General features: G+C 70.9%; 14 protein-coding genes and 1 pseudogene. 11 read left to right on the forward strand and 4 right to left on the reverse strand.

The annotated features are described in order from the left end of the window. Positions 1-4: 4 nt before the first annotated feature. Positions 5-406 carry a hypothetical protein gene (locus ACIP8W_RS13230; RefSeq protein WP_401954343.1) on the reverse strand — a complete coding sequence of 134 codons (402 nt, stop codon included), beginning with the start codon at positions 404-406 and terminating at the stop codon, positions 5-7. Between the two features lie 134 nt (positions 407-540). On the opposite strand from ACIP8W_RS13230, the gene ACIP8W_RS13235 reads away from it, so the two are divergent. The 3 genes from ACIP8W_RS13235 to ACIP8W_RS13245 all read left to right on the forward strand — a co-directional run bounded on the left by ACIP8W_RS13235 (position 541) and on the right by ACIP8W_RS13245 (position 6,074). Then, positions 541-1,182 (forward strand): MarR family winged helix-turn-helix transcriptional regulator, encoded by a 642-nt coding sequence (locus tag ACIP8W_RS13235; RefSeq protein WP_402202982.1) that lies wholly within the window; start codon positions 541-543, stop codon positions 1,180-1,182. A gap of 211 nt (positions 1,183-1,393) precedes the next feature. Then, a complete protein-coding gene (locus ACIP8W_RS13240) occupies positions 1,394-2,755 on the forward strand; it encodes a glutamine synthetase family protein (RefSeq protein ID WP_401954338.1) in 1,362 nt (453 codons plus the stop codon). A 286-nt stretch (positions 2,756-3,041) separates the two neighbouring features. Next, on the forward strand, positions 3,042-6,074 hold the full coding sequence (locus ACIP8W_RS13245; RefSeq protein ID WP_401954336.1) for a bifunctional [glutamine synthetase] adenylyltransferase/[glutamine synthetase]-adenylyl-L-tyrosine phosphorylase: 3,033 nt from the start codon (positions 3,042-3,044) through the stop codon (positions 6,072-6,074). Positions 6,075-6,078: 4 nt separating this feature from the next. Here the strand turns inward: ACIP8W_RS13245 and ACIP8W_RS13250 are convergent, their stop codons facing one another. After that, complete coding sequence (locus tag ACIP8W_RS13250) at positions 6,079-6,993, reverse strand: phosphatase PAP2 family protein (protein ID WP_401954334.1); 915 nt, start codon at positions 6,991-6,993, stop codon at positions 6,079-6,081. Between the two features lie 85 nt (positions 6,994-7,078). Beyond that, complete coding sequence (locus ACIP8W_RS13255; RefSeq protein ID WP_401954332.1) at positions 7,079-8,134, reverse strand: LacI family DNA-binding transcriptional regulator; 1,056 nt, start codon at positions 8,132-8,134, stop codon at positions 7,079-7,081. Positions 8,135-8,459: 325 nt separating this feature from the next. Here ACIP8W_RS13255 and ACIP8W_RS13260 point away from each other — a divergent pair, with 325 nt between their 5' ends. The 8 genes and pseudogenes from ACIP8W_RS13260 to ACIP8W_RS13295 all read left to right on the forward strand — a co-directional run bounded on the left by ACIP8W_RS13260 (position 8,460) and on the right by ACIP8W_RS13295 (position 19,004). After that, positions 8,460-9,740 (forward strand): extracellular solute-binding protein, encoded by a 1,281-nt coding sequence (locus ACIP8W_RS13260; protein WP_402202985.1) that lies wholly within the window; start codon positions 8,460-8,462, stop codon positions 9,738-9,740. Between the two features lie 5 nt (positions 9,741-9,745). Beyond that, on the forward strand, positions 9,746-10,774 hold the full coding sequence (locus ACIP8W_RS13265; RefSeq protein ID WP_401954327.1) for a carbohydrate ABC transporter permease: 1,029 nt from the start codon (positions 9,746-9,748) through the stop codon (positions 10,772-10,774). Continuing rightward, a complete protein-coding gene (locus tag ACIP8W_RS13270; protein ID WP_402203059.1) occupies positions 10,768-11,625 on the forward strand; it encodes a sugar ABC transporter permease in 858 nt (285 codons plus the stop codon). The genes ACIP8W_RS13265 and ACIP8W_RS13270 overlap by 7 nt, the downstream gene beginning before the upstream one ends. A gap of 104 nt (positions 11,626-11,729) precedes the next feature. Continuing rightward, the gene (locus tag ACIP8W_RS13275; RefSeq protein WP_402202987.1) at positions 11,730-13,412 is read left to right on the forward strand and encodes a glycoside hydrolase family 13 protein; all 1,683 of its coding nucleotides are present in this window, start codon (positions 11,730-11,732) and stop codon (positions 13,410-13,412) included. Then, a pseudogene (locus ACIP8W_RS13280) lies at positions 13,397-14,481 on the forward strand (LacI family DNA-binding transcriptional regulator). The gene ACIP8W_RS13275 and the pseudogene ACIP8W_RS13280 overlap by 16 nt, the downstream one beginning before the upstream one ends. A 49-nt stretch (positions 14,482-14,530) precedes the next feature. Continuing rightward, positions 14,531-16,240: a carbohydrate-binding module family 20 domain-containing protein gene (locus ACIP8W_RS13285; protein ID WP_402202988.1), complete on the forward strand. Its 1,710-nt coding sequence runs from the start codon at positions 14,531-14,533 to the stop codon at positions 16,238-16,240. 244 nt (positions 16,241-16,484) lie between these two features. Further along, a complete protein-coding gene (locus tag ACIP8W_RS13290) occupies positions 16,485-18,623 on the forward strand; it encodes an ATP-binding protein (protein ID WP_401954578.1) in 2,139 nt (712 codons plus the stop codon). 108 nt (positions 18,624-18,731) lie between these two features. Continuing rightward, the gene (locus ACIP8W_RS13295; protein WP_401954320.1) at positions 18,732-19,004 is read left to right on the forward strand and encodes a DUF4230 domain-containing protein; all 273 of its coding nucleotides are present in this window, start codon (positions 18,732-18,734) and stop codon (positions 19,002-19,004) included. Here the strand turns inward: ACIP8W_RS13295 and ACIP8W_RS13300 are convergent. Further along, positions 18,995-19,729, reverse strand: coding sequence for a TetR/AcrR family transcriptional regulator (locus ACIP8W_RS13300; RefSeq protein WP_401954317.1), 735 nt, complete (start codon positions 19,727-19,729; stop codon positions 18,995-18,997). The two genes, ACIP8W_RS13295 and ACIP8W_RS13300, sit on opposite strands and share 10 nt — an antisense overlap. Between the last annotated feature and the right edge of the window lie 81 nt (positions 19,730-19,810).

The raw sequence follows: 19,810 nt of genomic DNA on the forward strand, positions 1-19,810 counted from the left end.
CCGGTTACGTCCGCAGTACTTGAAGGACGTGAAGGTCCGGCGCGCGGGCGGGCGCGGCGGAGCGGGACACCTGGCCGGTGGGGGGCGGCGGGGCGAGGTATGTGGGCTGGACGGCGTCGGCGAGCGGGGCGACCGGCGGCGGTGCGGTGAGCACGGCCGGGTTCAGGTGCGGGAAGAACCCGCAGGCGCCCTTGTCGTACGGGCAGGAGTACCGCGCCTCGGCCGGTTCGGGTTCTGGGGCCGCCACGCTCATGACGGTGGCGGTGGCGGGCTCCTCGTGGTGCGTGCCGTCCGCGCCGGGACCGCCGCCCAGGCAGACGAGGAGCGCGACGAACAGCGTCGCCACGGCGCTCACCAGTGCCGTGGGACGCGTACCGCGTATGTGGCCGCGCCGCGATCCCCCCATGGGCGCAGATCGTAGTGCGTACGGCGGGGGTCGCAGCAGTGAGGAGTCGGTTCCGCGGTCGAATTCGGCCCTCGTATCGCCTGGATCGGCGCCGATAGAGGTACGAAACGGTCATCCGCGCGGTACAAAGAGTCATGCCCGAGCACGCAGCGCCGCCCCCGGGGGACCCGCCCGACGCGAACGCGCCTGATGCCGACCCGCCCGGTATCGACGCGCCCGACGCGAACGCGCCTGATGCCGACCCGCCCGGTACGAACGCGCCCGACGTCGACGCGGTGACCCACGCGGTGCTGGCCGCGTCACGGCTGCTGGTGGCCGTCTCCGTACGTTCCCTCGCCTCCGTGGGGCAGCCGGTCACCCTGCCGCAGCTGCGGCTGCTGGTGGTCCTCGCGACGCACGGCGACGCCAAGCTGGTCGCGGTCGCCGAGCGGCTCGGGGTGAACCCCTCGACCGCCATGCGCATGCTGGACCGGCTGATCGGCGCGGGTCTGGCGACCCGGCGGAGCAACCCGGACAGCCGCCGCGAGACCGCGCTGCGGCTCACCCCGGCCGGTCGCGCCCTGGTCGAACAGGTCACGGCGGCGCGCCACCGGGAGATCTCCGCGATCGTGGAGCGGATGGCCCCCGAGCGGCGATCGGCGCTGGTGAGCGCGTTGACGGCGTTCACGGAGGCAGGTGGGGAGCCCTCCGTCCCGGGGGACGAGGCGGAGCCGTACCCACTCGGCTGGTCGGATACGCACGCGAACCATAACGTGGCTGACAGTCGCCAAAATTGATCTTGAGCGGTACGGATCGCTCTCGCCGGTTCCATGGGCGCCGCACGGACAGGCACTATGGGGTCGGAGTCCGACACGTGCACGATGCGAAGCGTTGGACAGGGGTTCGCAACGCGACTGAAATCGTGTGGTGGGATGCTCGTGTGCCTCAACGTGCCCCTAGGCATGGGAGCAGGTGGCCTGACCAGCAAAGATGGGTAGGACAGCTAATATGGACAAGCAGCAGGAATTCGTGCTCCGTACGCTGGAGGAGCGCGATGTGCGCTTCGTGCGCCTCTGGTTCACCGACGTGCTCGGCTTCCTGAAGTCGGTCGCCGTCGCCCCCGCGGAGCTGGAGCAGGCCTTCGACGAGGGCATCGGCTTCGACGGCTCGGCGATCGAGGGCTTCGCCCGGGTGTACGAGTCCGACATGATCGCCAAGCCCGACCCGGGCACCTTCCAGATCCTGCCCTGGCGCGCGGAGGCCCCCGGCACCGCCCGCATGTTCTGCGACATCCTGATGCCGGACGGCTCGCCGTCCTTCGCGGACCCGCGCTATGTCCTCAAGCGGATGCTCGCCAAGACCTCGGATCTGGGCTTCACCTTCTACACCCACCCCGAGATCGAGTTCTTCCTGCTGAAGAACAAGCCCGTCGACGGCACCCCGCCCACCCCCGCCGACAGCTCGGGCTACTTCGACCACACCCCGCAGAACGTGGGGATGGACTTCCGCCGCCAGGCGATCACGATGCTCGAATCCATGGGCATCTCGGTCGAGTTCAGCCACCACGAGGGCGCCCCCGGCCAGCAGGAGATCGATCTGCGGTACGCGGACGCGCTGTCCACCGCCGACAACATCATGACGTTCCGGCTGATCATGAAGCAGGTCGCGCTGGAGCAGGGCGTACAGGCGACGTTCATGCCGAAGCCGTTCTCGGAGTACCCCGGCTCGGGCATGCACACCCACCTCTCCCTCTTCGAGGGGGACCGCAACGCGTTCTACGAGTCCGGTGCCGAGTACCAGCTGTCGAAGGTGGGGCGCTCCTTCATCGCGGGGCTGCTCAAGCACGCGGCGGAGATCTCGGCCATCACCAACCAGTGGGTCAACTCGTACAAGCGCATCTGGGGCGGCTCCACCCGCATCGCGGGCTCGGGCGGCGAGGCCCCCTCGTACATCTGCTGGGGCCACAACAACCGCTCCGCGCTGATCCGCGTTCCGATGTACAAGCCCGGCAAGACCGGCTCCGCGCGCGTCGAGGTCCGCTCCATCGACTCGGGCGCCAACCCCTACCTGGCCTACGCGGTGCTGCTCGCCGCGGGCCTCAAGGGCATCGAGGAGGGGTACGAACTCCCGCCCGGCGCCGACGACGACGTCTGGGCGCTCTCCGACGCGGAACGCCGCGCGATGGGCATCGAGCCGCTCCCGCAGAACCTCGGCGAGGCGATCGCGCTGATGGAGCGCAGCGAGCTGGTCGCGGAGACGCTCGGCGAGCACGTCTTCGACTTCTTCCTGCGCAACAAGAAGCAGGAGTGGGAGGAGTACCGCTCCGAGGTCACGGCCTTCGAGCTGAAGAAGAACCTGCCGGTGCTGTAGCCGGTACGACGCCGTTGCCGGTACGCCGGTACGCCGGACGGTGGCCGGTGGCCGGGCCGACGGGGGTGAACCCGTCGGCCCGGTCGTGCGTGCGGGTGGCCCGCGGCGTCGGCGATACCCCCGTAACCCCCGTAGCCGCCGCTGCCGCCGGCACCGGGGGCCATCCTGGGGCAGCGCAGGACCTCTCCGCCAGACCTTTTCCGCCGGTACGCGGCGGTGCGTTGTCAGTGGGTGCGGATAAGGTCGGATCCGTGGCTTGACGGTCCGTGGACGGGAGACGGCGAATATGGCACTGCCGGGGCGCAGAAGCAGTACGTTCACCCGCCTGCTGCGGCACGGCTTCACGGATCCCTCCGCCGCCGAGCGGCTGCTCGATCTTCCCGAGATGGGTCCCGTGCGGTCCGATCCGATGCTGCTGGACGCGCTCGGGGGGACCGCCGACCCCGATCTCGCGCTGCGCGGGCTCGTCCGGCTGGCGGAGGCGCAGCTGCCCGACGAGCGGCGGATCATGCTGGACACCGTCGTCACGGCCAAGCCCCTGCGGGACCGGCTGCTGGGGGTGCTCGGCGCGTCCGAGGCGCTCGGCGACCATCTGGCCAGGCATCCGGAGGACTGGCAGGTCCTGGTCACTTATGAGCTGGCGGACCTGCACCCCGGGGTGGCGGAGTTCGAGCGGGGCCTCACGGAGGCGAAGGACCCGGTGTCGCTGCGGATCGCCTACCGCCGCTGTCTGCTCGCCATAGCGGCCAGGGACGTCTGCGGTACGACGGATGTCGCCGAGGCCGCCGCCGAGCTGGCCGACCTCGCCACCGCGACCCTGCGCGCCGCCCTCGCCATCGCCAGGGCCGCCGCGCCCGAGGACGCCGCCGCGTGCCGGCTCGCGGTCATCGCGATGGGCAAGTGCGGCGGCCACGAGCTGAACTATGTCTCCGATGTGGATGTGATCTTCGTCGGGGAGCCGCCCGAGGCAGCGGGGGAGGGCGCAGACGAGGGCCGGGCGATCCAGGCGGCGACCCGGCTGGCCTCGCATCTGATGCGGATCTGCTCCGAGTCGACCATCGAGGGCACCATCTGGCCGGTCGACGCCAATCTGCGCCCCGAGGGGCGCAACGGGCCGCTGGTGCGGACCCTGAGCAGCCATCTCGCGTACTACCAGCGCTGGGCCAAGACCTGGGAGTTCCAGGCGCTGCTCAAGGCCCGCGCGGTGGCCGGGGACCCGGCGCTCGGCGCGCAGTACATCGAGGCGGTGTCGCCGCTGGTGTGGCAGGCCGCCGAGCGCGAGCACTTCGTGCCGGACGTGCAGAAGATGCGCCGCCGGGTCGTCGACAACATCCCGCCCGGACAGGTGGACCGCGAGCTGAAGCTGGGCCCCGGCGGGCTGCGGGACGTCGAATTCGCCGTACAGCTGCTCCAGTTGGTGCACGGACGCAGCGACGCCTCGTTGCGCGGCGGGTCGACGCTCGGGGCGCTGGCCGCGCTGGCGGCGGGCGGTTACGTGGGGCGGGCGGACGCGGCGCAGCTCGACGAGGCGTACCGCTTCCTGCGCGCCATGGAGCACCGCATCCAGCTCTACCGGCTGCGCCGGACCCATCTGGTTCCGGAGGGCGAGGCGGATCTGCGTAGGCTCGGCCGCTCGCTCGGGCTGCGCGGCGAGCCGGTCGTCGAGCTGAACCGGGCGTGGAAGCGGCACGCGGCGGTGGTGCGCAGACTGCACGAGAAGATCTTCTACCGGCCGCTGCTCGACGCGGTCGCGCAGCTCGCGCCCGGCGAGATCCGGCTCTCCCCGAAGGCGGCGCGCCAGCGGCTGGAGGCGCTCGGCTACGGGGACCCGGCGGCGGCCCTGCGCCATCTGGAGGCGCTGTCGTCCGGGGTGTCCCGCAAGGCGGCGATCCAGCGGACGCTGCTGCCGGTGCTGCTGGGCTGGTTCGCCGACTCGGCCGATCCGGACGCCGGGCTGCTGGGCTTCCGCAAGGTCTCGGACGCGCTCGGCAAGACGCCCTGGTATCTGCGGCTGCTGCGGGACGAGGGCGCCGCCGCGGAGAATCTCGCGCGCGTGCTGTCGGCCGGGCGGCTCGCCCCCGATCTGCTGCTGCGGGCCCCCGAGGCAGTGGCGATCCTCGGCGATCCGAACGGGCTGACCCCGCGCGGCCGGGACCATCTGGAGCAGGAGGTCCTCGCGGCGGTCGGGCGCGCCGACACGGCGGAGGTGGCGGTCGCGGCGGCGCGCGGGGTGCGCAGACGGGAGCTGTTCCGTACGACGGCCGCGGACATCATCGGTTCGTACGGTACGGAGGAGAGCCCCGCCGAGAAGGACCCCGGCGCCCTGGTCGACCGGGTGGGCGACGCGCTCACGGACCTCAACGCGGCGACGCTCGCGGGCGCCCTGCGGGCCGTGGTGCGCACCCAGTGGGGCGACACGCTGCCGACCCGGTTCGCGGTCATCGGCATGGGCCGCTTCGGCGGGCACGAGATGGGGTACGGCTCGGACGCGGATGTGCTGTTCGTGCACGAGCCGCGCGAGGGCGTCGACGAGCAGGAGGCGGCGCGCGCCGCGACCACCGTGGTCACCGAGATGCGGCGGCTGCTCCAAGTGCCCTCGTCCGAGCCGCCGTTGATGATCGACGCGGATCTGCGCCCGGAGGGCAAGAGCGGCCCGATGGTGCGTACGCTCGCCTCCTACGCGGCGTACTACCGGCGCTGGTCGCTCGGCTGGGAGAGCCAGGCGCTGCTGCGGGCGGAGCCGATGGCGGGCGACGCGGAGCTGGGCCGGCGCTTCATCGAGCTGATCGATCCGCTGCGGTATCCGGTGGACGGTCTCGGCGAGGACGGCGCCCGGGAGATCCGCCGGCTCAAGGCGCGGATGGAGACGGAGCGGCTGCCGCGCGGCGCCGATCCGACGCTCCACACCAAGCTGGGCCGGGGCGGGCTCTCGGACGTCGAGTGGACGGTCCAGCTCCTCCAGATGCGGCACGGCAGGTCGGTGCCCGGCCTGCGGACCACCCGCACCCGCGTGGCCCTCGCCGCCGCCCGTGAGGCGGGCCTCCTCAGCGAGGAGGACGCGACGGTCCTGGACGACGCCTGGGTCCTGGCCACCCGGGTCCGTAACGGCGCGATGCTGGTACGGGGCCGCCCCGGCGACACCTTCCCGTCGGACCGCCGCGAGCTGGGCGCGATGGGCCGCTACCTGGGGTACGCGCCGGGTCCCGTGCGTGGCCGGCCGGCCACGGCGGCGTACAGCGGCGACATGCTCGACGACTACCGCCGGACGACCCGCCGGGCCCGGGTGGTGGTGGACCGGCTGTTCTACGGGGCCGAGTGAGCGGTCAGGCCGCTTCCCGGGTCTCTTTCCGGGAGGAGGCGGGCTCGGTGGGTTCCGAGGGCTCGCGCGGCTTCTCCCGGTCCGTGGCCACGCGGCGCGGCAGGCGGTACGGCAGCGTGCCGTACCAGAGGCAGGAGACCGCGTAGCCGAACGCCAGGCAGATCATGCCGCCCACCGCGTCCAGCCAGAAGTGGTTGGCGGTGGCGACGATCACGACCAGGGTGGCCGTCGGATAGAGCAGGCCGAGGATCTTCGCCCAGGGGGCTCCGGCGAGCGCGAAGATGGTCAGTCCGCACCACAGCGACCAGCCGATATGCATCGAGGGCATGGCCGCGTACTGGTTCGACATGTGTTTGAGGTTGCCCGAGGCCATCGATCCCCAGGTCCCGTGGTGCGCGACCGTGTCGATGAAGTGCTGCCCGTTCATCAGCCGTGGCGGTGCCAGTGGATACAGGTAGTAACCGAGCAGGGCGACCAGCGTGGTGGCGAAGAGCACCAGCCGGGTCGCGGCGTAACGGCCGGGATGGCGGCGGAAGAGCCAGATCAGCACCCCGATGGTGACGATGAAATGCAGTGTCGCGTAGTAGTAGTTCATGGCCACGATCAGCCACGTCACCGAATTCACCGCGTGGTTGACGGACTGCTCCACCGCGATGCCGAGGGTCTGTTCCGTGCGCCAGATCCAGTCCGCGTTGCGCAGGGCCTGGGCGCGCTGCTCGGGGACCGCGTTGCGGATGAGTGAGTATGTCCAGTAACTCACCGCGATCAGCAGGATTTCGAACCGGATGCGCGGGCGACGGGGCGACCGGAGGCGTTGGAGCCTCGTACGGCCGTCGGTCGCCCTCCATGCCGACACGTCGGCGAGGCGTGACGGGGTGGCCGTCCGGACTTCCTGTGCGTTCACGGTGGATTCACCCATGTCGGGAAAGTCTGCCAGATTCACGCCCCTGACCGATCATCCCCCGGACTGGTTCCGATCGCACGCGCTACTACTTGGGAACGAGTCAGGAAAGAGTACGGGATCCGGGTATTCCCCGAGGACCGGGGGCGGGTACGGAGGCGGTCGATCCGCGCACCACCAGCTCGGGCATGAAGACGAACTCGCTGTGCGGCGCGGGCGTACCGCCGATCTCCTCCAGGAGGGTACGGACCGCGGCCTGGCCCATCGACGGCACCGGCTTGCGGACCGTCGTCAGCGGGGGATCGGTGAACGCTATGAGCGGAGAGTCGTCGAAGCCGACCACCGACAGCTCGCGCGGTACGTCGAGACCGAGCCGGCGCGCGGCCCTGACGGCGCCCAGCGCCATCATGTCGCTGGCGCACACCACCGCCGTACAGCCGCGCTCGATCAGCGCGGAGGCCGCGGCCTGGCCGCCCTCCAGGGTGAACAGCGACTGCTGGATCAGCCCGTCCGTCTCCTCGTCGGAGAGGCCCAGCAGCTCCTGGACCGTGGCGCGGAAGCCCTCGATCTTGCGGAGTACGGGGACGAACCGCTTGGGGCCGACCGCCAGCCCGATCCGCTGGTGGCCGAGCGAGACGAGATGGGTCACCGCGAGCCGCATCGCCGCGCGGTCGTCGGGGGAGATGAACGGCGCCTGCACCTTCGGCGAGAAGCCGTCGACGAGGACGAACGGGACGCCCTGGGTGCGGAGTTTCTCGTACCGCCGCATGTCGGCGGAGGTGTCGGCGTGCAGTCCTGAGACGAAGATGATCCCGGAGACATCGCGCTCGACGAGCATCTCCGTCAGCTCGTCCTCGGTCGATCCGCCGGGGGTCTGGGTCGCCAGTACGGGCGTGTAGCCCTGCCGGGTCAGGGCCTGGCCGATGACCTGGGCCAGGGCGGGGAAGATCGGATTCTCCAGCTCCGGGGTGATCAGGCCGACCAGTCCGGCGCTGCGGCGGCGCAGGCGTACGGGGCGTTCGTATCCGAGGACATCGAGCGCGGCGAGTACGGACTCACGGGTGGTCGCCGCAACCCCGGGTTTGCCGTTCAGAACGCGGCTGACCGTCGCTTCGCTGACCCCCGCCTGAGTTGCGATATCGGCAAGCCGTGCGGTCATGTCAGTGGACTGTACCGGGCCTCTGTCGGATTGCCCACCGCACAACCGGGCGGCCTCTGATCGCAAGCTTCTGCAAGTTCTTGCGAAACCTTCCTGCTGGTTGCTTGCTCGGGCTGTCGCCGCGCCGGGCCCGGCTGTCCCGTGGTGACCGCTCGAACAGGCTGGCGTCGAGGCTCCGGCCCGCAACCGCCAGGACACATGCTGGTAACGATCGCCGCTTCTTGCAGAAATCTTCCGCAAAGTCTTTCGGCGTTCTTGCATCGCTGTTACTTTCCAGTCCAACCCGGCGCCGCGACGGAGCGGTACGGCAGTTGAAGGAGTTCGGATGCGACGTGGCATAACGGCCACCGCCCTGGCCGCGACCCTGGCCCTCGCGGCGACCGCCTGCGGCAGCGACGGCGGCGCGGGCGGCGACAGTTCGGGCGGCTCGGGAGGCGAGCTGTCGGGGACCGTCACCTGGTGGGACACCTCGACCGTCGGCAGCGAGGACAAGGTCTTCGAGAAGCTGGCGGAGGGCTTTACGAAGAAGCACCCCAAGGTCAAGGTCGAGTACGTCAACGTGCCCTTCGGCGACGCCCAGAACAAGTTCAAGAACGCCGCCCAGGCAGGCTCCGGCGCCCCCGACGTGATCCGCTCCGAGGTCGCCTGGACACCCGAGTTCGCCGATCTCGGCTATCTCGCGCCCCTGGACGGCACCCCGGCGCTCAAGGACGGCGGCGACTTCCTCCCGCAGGCCGCCGCCTCCACGAAGTACCACGACAAGACCTACGCGGTACCGCAGGTCATCGACTCCATGGGCATCTTCTACAACAAGAAGATCCTCAAGGAGGCGGGCGTCGAGGTACCCGGGACCGTCGACGAGCTGAAGGCCGTATCGAAGAAGATCAAGGAGAAGACCGGCAGGACCGGTCTGTATCTGCGCGGCGACGACGCCTACTGGTTCCTGCCGTTCCTGTACGGCGAGGGCGGCAATCTGGTCGACGCCACGTCGAAGAAGGTCACCGTCGACGACGCGGCCGGGGTGAGGGCCATGACCGTCGTCAAGGACCTCGTGGACTCCGGAGCCGCCAAGACGGACGCCACCGACGGCTGGGAGAACATGCAGGCGGCGTTCAAGGACGGCAGGGTCGCGATGATGATCAACGGCCCGTGGGCGGTCGCCGACACCTACGGCGGCGCGCAGTTCAAGGACCGGGCCAACCTCGGCGTCGCCCCCGTGCCCGCCGGATCCGCCGGGCAGGGCGCCCCGCAGGGCGGCCACAACCTCGCCGTCTACGCCGGGTCGAAGAACCTCGCCGCGTCCTACGCGTTCACCGCGTACATGACGTCCGCCGAGAGCCAGGCCCGGGTCACCGAGGAACTCGGCCTGCTCCCCACCCGTACCTCCGTCTACGCCCGACCGGACGTCGCGAAGAACGAGATCGTCGACTTCTTCAAGCCGGTCGTCGACAAGGCCGTCGAGCGCCCCTGGATCCCCGAGACCGGCAGCCTGTTCGCGCCGCTGGTCGTCGAGTACACCAAGGTCCTCACCGGCCAGACCACCCCGGAGAAGGGCGCCAGGGCCACCGGGGACTCGTACCGCAAGCTGCTCAAGGGCTGGAAGTAACACTGATGGCTGTCCACACCAGCCCGTCGGCGGCGCCGGCCGCGGACGGCGCGTCCGACCGCGACCGGGCCCCCGGCTCCGGCAGGAAGACCGGCACCCGCCGGACCCCCGGCGCGCTCCGACGGGGCGTCTCGACCCACTGGTACGCCTGGACCATGGTCGCCCCGGTGGTCCTCGTCCTCGGCGTGATCATCGGATACCCGCTGCTGCGCGGCGTCTATCTGTCACTCACCGACGCCAACGAACGCAACGTCGAACGCAACATCGGCGTCAACCATCTGCCCGCCACCTACGAGTTCGTCGGCCTCGACAACTACGCCGACGTGCTGACGGGCGGCCAGTTCCTCACCACCCTCGGCTGGACACTGGTGTGGACGGTCTCCTGCGTCGGCATCACCTTCGGGCTCGGCCTGGCGCTCGCGAACATCCTCAACCGGCGCATCGCGGGCCGCTCCGTCTACCGGATGCTGCTGATCCTGCCCTGGGCCGTACCGGGCTTCGTCTCCGTCTTCGCCTGGCGCTTCCTCTACAACGAGGACCGGGGCTTCCTCAACAAGGTGCTGACGGGCGGCGGCATCGACGCGGTGCCCTGGCTCAACGACCCCACCTGGGCGAAGTTCTCGGTCATCGCCGTCAACGTCTGGCTCGGCGTGCCCTTCATGATGGTCGCGCTGCTCGGCGGACTCCAGTCCATCCCCGGCGAGATGTACGAGGCCGCCGAGATGGACGGCGCGAGCGCCTGGCAGCGGTTCCGCCACATCACCATGCCGGGGCTGCGCCCGGTCAGCACCACGGTGATCCTGCTCTCCACCATCTGGACCTTCAACATGTTCCCGGTGATCTTCCTGCTGACCCGGGGCGGACCCGGCGAGGCGACCCAGATCCTGGTCACCCAGGCGTACAAGTTCTCCTTCGAGATCAGCCCGCGCGACTACGCGCAGTCCTCCACCTGGGGCGTGCTGATCCTCGTCCTCCTGATGCTCTTCGCCGTGGTCTACCGGCGCGTCCTCCGCAAGCAGGGAGATACCTGGTGACCTCCACCGTGACCAACTCGCCGCGCCGAGGGCGCCGTTCACCGCTCGCCTCCGCCGCTCTGCACACCACCCTGGTCGTGACGTCCGTGATCGCCGTGTTCCCGGTGCTGTGGGTCTTCCTGACCTCGCTCAAGCCCGCGAGCCAGGCCACCACCACGGACTTCTTCGAGGACACCACCTTCGAGAACTACGCCGGCCTGCTGCGCGACACCCCGTTCCTCACCTGGTTCGGCAACTCACTGCTCATCGCGGGCCTCACCACGGTCCTCGGTGTGTTCGTGGCCGCCACCACCGGCTACGCGGTCAGCCGCTTCCGCTTCCCCGGCAAGCGCGGACTGATGTGGACCCTGCTGATCACCCAGATGTTCCCGGTCGCCGTCCTCATCGTGCCGATCTACAACATCATGGTGAGCGTCGGACTGCTCAACAACCCGGCCGGACTGGTGATCACCTACCTCACCATCGCCGTGCCGTTCTGCGCCTGGATGATGAAGGGCTTCTTCGACAGCGTCCCCTGGGAGATCGACGAGTCCGGCATGGTCGACGGACTGACCCCCTTCGGCACCTTCTTCCGGCTGGTCCTGCCGCTCGCCAGGCCGGGGCTCGCGGTCACCGCGTTCTACTCCTTCATCACCGCCTGGGGCGAAGTGGCCTACGCCTCGGCCTTCATGGTCGGCGACGAGAACCTCACACTCGCCGGCGGCCTCCAGAAGTTCGTCAACCAGTACGGCGCCCAGTGGGGCCCGATGACCGCCGCGTCCGTACTGATCGTGATCCCCGCCGCGCTCGTCTTCCTCTTCGCGCAGCGGCACCTCGTCACCGGCATGTCGGCCGGTGCCGTCAAGGGCTGACCAGCCCTGTCCGTACCCGTACACCCGATTCCGTACGACGACGGCGGCGACCGGAGCCCACCGGATCCGGCGCCGCTCCCCACCCCCAGACACTCAGGGACGACATGACCCAGCACCTCGCTGCCCCTCCCACCGGCACGTCCGACGATGCCCCGGGCCACCGCCGCGGCTGGTGGCAGGACGCGGTGATCTACCAGGTCTATCCACGCAGCTTCGCCGACGGCGACGGCGACGGAATGGGCGATCTCGAGGGGGTACGCCGCCGGCTTCCGCACCTCCGGGCGCTGGGTGTCGACGCCGTGTGGCTCAGCCCCTTCTACGCCTCGCCGCAGGCCGACGCGGGCTACGACGTGGCCGACTACCGTGCCATCGACCCGATGTTCGGCACCCTGCACGACGCCGACGCGCTGATCCGCGACGCCCACGGGCTGGGCCTGCGGATCATCGTCGACCTCGTGCCCAACCACTCGTCCAGCGAACACGACTGGTTCAAGCGCGCCCTGCGCGAGGGCCCCGGATCCGCGCTGCGCGAGCGCTACCACTTCCGGCCCGGAAAGGGCGTGGACGGCGAACTCCCGCCCAACGACTGGGAGTCCATCTTCGGCGGCCCCGCCTGGACCAGGACCACCGACCCCGACGGCACCCCCGGCGACTGGTATCTGCACCTCTTCGCGCCCGAACAGCCCGACTTCAACTGGGAACACCCCGCCGTCGCAGACGAGTTCCGCTCCATCCTGCGCTTCTGGCTGGACATGGGCGTCGACGGCTTCCGCGTCGATGTCGCCCACGGCCTCGTCAAGGCCGAGGGACTGCCCGACATCGGCGGCGCCGGACAGCTCCGGCTGCTCGACAGCAGCGATGGCGGCACCCCCTTCTTCGACCAGGACGGTGTGCACGAGATCTACCGGCAGTGGCGCGTCATCCTCGACGAGTACCCCGGCGACCGGATCGCCGTCGCCGAGGCATGGACCCCCACCGTCGAGCGCACCGCCAACTACGTACGCCCCGACGAACTGCACCAGGCATTCAACTTCCAGTACCTGACCACCTCGTGGGAGGCCGAGGCGCTGCGCGAGGTCATCGACGTGTCGCTCGCCGCGATGCGCCCCGTCGGAGCCCCCGCCACCTGGGTGCTCTCCAACCACGATGTGACCCGGCACGCCACCCGCTTCGCCGGCCCGCCCGGCGGCCCCACCCAGACCAGGGAGCCCGGCGACCGTACGCTCGGGCTGCGCCGGGCCCGCGCGGCGACCCTGCTGATGCTGGCCCTGCCCGGCTCCGCCTATCTCTACCAGGGCGAGGAACTGGGCCTGCCCGATGTCACCGACCTCCCCGACGAGGTCAGGCAGGACCCGTCGTTCTTCCGCGCGGACGGCCAGGACGGCTTCCGCGACGGCTGCCGGGTGCCCATCCCCTGGACGCGCGAGGGGAGTTCGTACGGCTTCGGCGACGGCGGCAGCTGGCTGCCGCAGCCCGACTGCTGGGGCGCCCTCTCCGTCGAGGCGCAGACCGGCGACCCCGGCTCCACACTGGAGCTGTACCGGTCGGCGCTGACCGTACGCCGGGAACACCCCGGCCTGGGCGCGGGCACCGCCGTCCAGTGGCGGGACGCGCCGCGCGGTGTGCTGGTCTTCGCCCGCCCCGGCTTCGTCTGCACGGTCAACACCACGGACACGGCGGTACGGTTCGAGGTGCCCGGCACACTGCTGCTGGCCAGCGCCCCCGTACCCACCGAGGACGGCCACACCGAGCTGGGCCCCGACACCACGGCGTGGTGGACGGTGTGACCGGTCCCCTGCCACAGGGCACACCCCGGCTCGCGGACCGAGCGGGCCGGGCGGCGGTCGGCGAAGCGGCCGTCGGCCGTGTCCTGAACGGCAGGCCGGGTGTCGCGGACCCCACCCGCGGACGGGTACTCGCGGCGCTCGACATCCTGGGCGGGGAGCGCCCGGGACGGCTGCGGCAGCGCGGCGCGGGACTGATCGGGCTGGTGACCCCCGAACTCACCAACCCGGTCTTCCCCGCCTTCGCCCAGGCCGTCGAGCAGGTCCTGGCCGGGCACGGCCGCACCCCCGTTCCCCGCACCCAGCTGCCGGGCGGCGCGACCGAGGACGAGCTGGTCGAGCAGCTCGTGGAGCGCGACGTCAGCGGCATCGTGTGCCTGTCCGGGCTGCACGCCGACACCTCCGCCGGCCCGAGGCACTACGCCCAACTCACCGCGCGCGGCGTGCCGTTCGTCCGCATCAACGGCTACAACGAGCGCGTCGGCGCGCCCTTCGTCTCCGCCGGCGACCACGCGGCGGTACGGATGGCGGTGGCCCACCTCGCCGAGCCGGGCCACCGCCGGGCAGGGCCGGCGACCGGACCGCGGCGCTATGTCCCTCCCGGCGCAAGCGCGAGGGCTTCCTCGACGCGGCCGTCGGTGTGCTGGGGCTGTCGTGGCGGGAGGCCGAGGAGCTGGTGTGTTCCACGCTGTACGGGGTCGAGGGCGGCCAGGTCGCGGCGGGCGTGCTGCTGGGGCGCGGCCGCACCGGCGTCGCCCGCGGCAGCGACCTGATGGCGCTCGGTGTGGTGCGGGCGGCCCGGGAACGCGGCCTCGGGGTGCCGCGTGACCTCTCCGTCGTCGGGTTCGACGACTCGCGGCTGATCGCCTTCACCGACCCGCCGCTCACCACGGTCCGCCAGCCGGTCCGGGCGATGGCGGTGGCGGCGGTGGCCGCGCTGCTGGAGGAGATCGGCGGCAGCCCCGTACAGCGCACCGAGTACGTCTTCCAGCCCGAGCTGGTGGTACGCGGCTCCACCGCCGGAGCGCGCGAACACCGGCCCCGCACACCAGAGCCCACACCGCACCACTGATCACCGATCGATGTATCGCCCCTTCCCCACCAGCGCTGTTGGAGGAAAAATGGTTCGCAGATCCCTGGCCGCCGCACTCGCGCTCACGGCGGGTGCCGCACTCGCCCTGACGGTGCCCGCCGGGACCGCGCAGGCGGCGCCGCCCGGCGGCAAGGAGGTCACCGCGGTACTGTTCGAGTGGAAGTTCGACTCCATAGCCAAGGCGTGTACGGACACCCTCGGGCCGGCCGGTTACGGCTATGTGCAGGTCTCACCGCCCCAGGAGCACATCCAGGGCGGCCAGTGGTGGACCTCGTACCAGCCCGTCAGCTACCGGATCGCCGGGCGCCTCGGGGACCGTGCCGCCTTCTCGGACATGATCCGTACGTGTCACGGAGCAGGCGTCAAGGTCATCGCCGACGCCGTCATCAACCACATGGCGGCCGGGGACGGCACCGGCACCGGCGGCTCCTCGTACACCAAGTACGACTACCCCGGGATCTACTCCGGTTCGGACCTGGACGACTGCCGGTCCACGATCAGCGACTACACCGACCGCGCCGACGTCCAGAACTGTGAACTGGTCGGTCTCGCCGACCTGGACACCGGTGAGGAGTACGTACGCGGCCGGATCGCCGCGTATCTGAACGACCTGGCCTCGCTCGGTGTCGACGGCTTCCGGATCGACGCGGCCAAGCACATGCCCGCCGCCGACCTCGCCGACATCAAGAGCAGGCTGAGCGATCCGGGCGTCTACTGGAAGCAGGAGGCCATCCACGGCGCGGGCGAGGCCGTCTCGCCGTCCGAGTACCTCGGCAGCGGAGACGTCCAGGAGTTCCGGTACGCCCGTGACCTCGAGCGGGTCTTCAACAACGAGAACCTCGCCAACCTGAAGAACTTCGGCGAGAGCTGGGGCTACATGGAGTCGGGCAGGTCCGCCGTCTTCGTCGACAACCACGACACCGAGCGCGGCGGTGACACCCTCAGCTACAAGGACGGCGCCACCTACACCCTCGCCAATGTCTTCATGCTGGCCTGGCCGTACGGCTCGCCCGATGTGCACTCCGGGTACGAGTTCACCGACCGGGACGCGGGCCCGCCCAACGGCGGTACGATCAGCGCCTGTTACAGCGACGGCTGGAAGTGTCAGCACGCCTGGCGCGAGGTCGCGTCCATGGTCGGCTTCCGCAACGCGACCCGTGGCCAGCCGGTCACCAACTGGTGGGACAACGGTGGCGACCGGATCGCCTTCGGCCGGGGTACGGCGGGCTACACGGCCATCAACCACGAGGGCTCCCCGCTCACCCGCACCTTCCAGACCTCGCTGGCGAGCGGCGCCTACTGCGATGTGCAGAGCGGTACCACGGTGACGGTCAACGGATCCGGCCGGTTCACCGCCACCCTCGGCGCCCACACCGCCCTCGCCCTGCACACGGGCGCCCGCACCTGCGCGGGCGGCGGTGGCGGCACCGATCCGCAGCCGGGCACCTCCGGTGCGTCCTTCGGTGTCAACGCGACCACCGCGACCGGCCAGAACATCTATGTCACCGGTAACCAGTCCGCGCTGAGCAACTGGAACACCGGCAGCGCGCTGAAGCTGGACCCGGCCGCCTACCCGGTGTGGAAGCTCGACGTGGAGCTGCCCGCCGGAACGTCCTTCGCGTACAAGTACCTCCGCAAGGACGCGGCGGGCACCGTGACATGGGAGAGCGGTGCCAACCGTACGGCCACGGTGCCGGCCTCCGGCAAGGTCGTCCTGAACGACAGCTGGCGCGACTGACCCTCCCGCATGCGGGCCGCCCGGCGATCACACCGTCTCCCCCGACAGGGGCCGGTGCCGCCGGGCGGCTGTCTTTCCCCCGCTCTCCGTGAGCCCCGTACATCTCGGCACGCCCTGCCGACACCCCGTCCGGTGATTGATTGACAGGTTTAACTGACAAAATAGAGGCAACTCTTGGTCGTTTATGACCGTTCTTACTCGGGGTGTCGGTCCTGGGCCATGACTGGTCCACACTGTCCCCGTGGTGGGGAACATTCCCGAAGAGACGACCAGCTTCGTGGGGCGCAGGGCCGAACTGGCCCTCCTGGAACGCGCGCTCGAAGATCACCGGCTGATCACGCTGACCGGCAGCGGAGGAGTGGGCAAGAGCCGGCTCGCGCTGCGCGCGGCCGAGCACGCGGGCGGCCGCACCGGGGACCGCGCGCCCGAATGGGTGGGCGGACCGGGCGGCGCGCCCGGCCACGCCGCCGAGCAGACGGGCGTCAGGAGCGGCAGCGGCGCGTACCCCGACGGGGTCTGGTGGGCGGACCTGGCGCCGCTCTACGACGACCGCACCCTGCTCATCACCGTCTCGGACGCCGTCGGACTCTCCGACCACTCCCTGCGTACGCCCATCGAGGCGCTCTGCGAATGGCTGGCGGACCGCAGGATGCTGCTCGTCCTCGACTCGTGCGAGCGCGTGGTGGACGCCTGCCGCCATCTGGTCGGCGAACTGCTCACCGCGGCCCCGGGGCTCACCGTCCTCACCACCAGCAGACAGCCCCTCGACGCCAGGGGCGAGCACCGCATCGACGTACCGCCGCTGCCGCTGGAGGGCGACGAGGAGATCCTCCAGCTCTTCCGCGACCGGGCGGCCACCGCCGCGCCCCGGCTCCGCCTGGACGACCCGGGCACGGCCGCCGCCGCCGTACAGATCTGCCGCGACCTCGAAGGCATCCCGCTCGCCGTCGAACTCGCCTGCGCCCGGCTCGACGAGAACTCCGTCGAGTACGTCGCCGAACTGCTGACCTCCCGGATCACCTCCCGGCTCGACACACTGACCCAGCACACCGGCTGGCCCCAGCGCCACCGCGCCCTGCGCACCGCCATCGGCTGGAGCCACGAGCTGTGCGCCCCGCTGGAACGGCTGCTGTGGGCCAGACTCGCCGTCTTCCGGGGCGACATCGACGCCGAGGACGCGCGGGAGGTCTGCGCGGGCGGCCCCCTCACCGCCGACGGCGTCACCCTGGCGCTGGCCGGACTCGTCTGCAAATCCGTGCTGCGCAAGACCGGCGACCGCTACCGGATGCTCGACACCATCCGGGAGTACGGCGCCATGTGGCTCGGCGAACTCGGCGAGGAGAAGCTGGTCGCCGACCGGCACGCCGCCCACTTCACCGAGGTGTGCCGACAGGCGCACGCGGGCTGGACGGGACCCCGGCAGGTCGCCTGGTACCGCAGGATCACCGACACCCACCCCGACCTGTGCGCCGCGCTCAACCACCTGCTCGCCCACGACCCGGAGACCGCCGTCGAGATGGTGGGCCGCGTCGCGTTCTTCTGGAGCTGCTGTGGCCATCTCCACGAGGCCAGGCTCTATCTGGAACGCGCCCTCGCCGGACACCGGACCCGAAGCCCGCACCGCACCCGCGCCCTCTGGGCCCTCGGCATCACCACCATGCTCCAGGGCGACCACGAGGGCGCCTACCGGCTCGGGGAGCGCTGCACCACGGCCGCCTGGCGGGACAAGGACCCCGAATCCATGCTCTCCGCGGCCTATCTCCTCAGCCTCACCTGTCTGATGATGGGCCGCGCCCAGGCCGGCTTCACCGTCTCCGACCGAGCCCTGCGCTCCCGGCCCGCCGACTTCTTCGACTCCCCGTCCCAGCTGCGCTGCCGACTGGTACGGATCTTCTCCCTCACCGCCCTCGGCCGGCTCGACGAATCCCGCGAGGAGGCCATGGAGCTGCGCCGGGCCTGTCTGGACCGGGGCGAGTGCTGGACCCGCGCCTACGCCGACTACCAGCTCGCGCTGATCCACCTACTCCAGGGCAAGCCGTACGAGGCGGAGGCACACGCCCGCTCGATGGTCAGCGGCAAGGAGGAGCTGGGCGACAGCTTCGGCATCGCGCTCGGCCTCGACCTGCTGGCGGCGGCGGTCGCCGCGCAGGGCGACGGCGAACGGGCCGCGCACGCGTACGGCACCAGCCAGGCATTCTGGCGCATGGTGGGCCACCCCCAGCGCGGCACCCCGGAGCTGGCCGCCGTCCGTGAGGAGTGTGAACGCCGGGCCCGCGAGGCGGCGGGGAACCCGGAGTACGAGGAGGCGTTCCACCGGGGGCTGGTCGACGACGGCGGGAGCGGCCTGGCCCGCGCCCTGCGCGGACACTTCCCCGAGCGGTGAACGCGTCGACGGGCCGGGCGGGTTGGGACAGAACCGGTTCCCTGTGACCGTGTGAACGCCGCCCTGCGGGACATCCGGTAGGTATGACGTCCACCGACGCGACATCGGATGACACCACACCGGACACGTCACCGGCCGGCACACCGGCCCGACCCTTCGGCCCGCCACCGCGCGCCCACCGGCCCGGCCGGTGGACCAGGATCCCCCTCGTCCTCCAACCCGGCCGACGAACGCGCCGTCCAGCGGCTCGCCGCCCGGCACATCGGCGAGGCCGCCGAGGAGAGCGAACTGATCACACGCGCCGAGAAGAACACCACCGCCATGCTCCGGGGCCTGCTCGGCTCCCTGGGCTTCACCCGGGTCGAGGTGGTCTACGCCTGACGCGGCGGGTGATCGCGCTGGACCGGAACGCCCGCGCCCAGCAGGGCGAGCCGGCCGAGCAGATCCCCGAACGCGCCGTCGGCCGGCTCGTCCGCGATGATCCGCAGCAGGATCGCGGCCATCTCCTCGTCGTACGCCGCGCTCACCGCCGCCAGCGCGGCGAAGTCGTGCACCAGCTGCAACTCCAGCTCACCGCGCGGGATTTCGCGCCCGTCCAGCCAGAGCAGCGCCGTAGTCTCGGCCAGCGACACCCAGGAGCGCACGACCAGCGCGAGGCGCGCGGGAGCGGCCTCGTCCCGGATCCCGAGGTGGGCGAGTATCTGCTCGTACGCGGCCTGCCGTACGTCGTCGATCATCGCGTCGGCCGTCGAGGAACCGGCGGCCGGGCCCCCGCGCATCAGCGCGAAGAACCCCGTCCCGTGCTCGTCCACGAAGTCGAAGAACCGCTCCATGACCCGCAGCAGCCGCGCCCCGAGCGGCCCCTCGTGGGGCTCCTGGAAGCGGGCGGCCAGCTCGTCGGCGGCCCGCCGCAGCGCCGCCTCGTACAGGCTCTGCTTGCCGGGGAAGTAGTGGTAGACGAGCGGGCGGGAGATGCCGGCGGCGGCCGCGATGTCGTCGATCGAGACATCGTCGGGGGAACGGTGGCCGAACAGCTCCAGGGCCACCCCGATCAGCTGCTGTCTCCGCTCCTCGACGCCCATCCTGCGGCGTACCCCGGTCGTCATGCGAACAGCCTAACGGGGCCGTTCCGCTTCCCGGCGGGGCCGTTCCGCTTCTTCCTTTTCTTGACCTTGTTCAGGCACACG

This window comes from Streptomyces sp. NPDC088554, assembly GCF_044752945.1.
GTDB lineage: Bacteria > Actinomycetota > Actinomycetes > Streptomycetales > Streptomycetaceae > Streptomyces.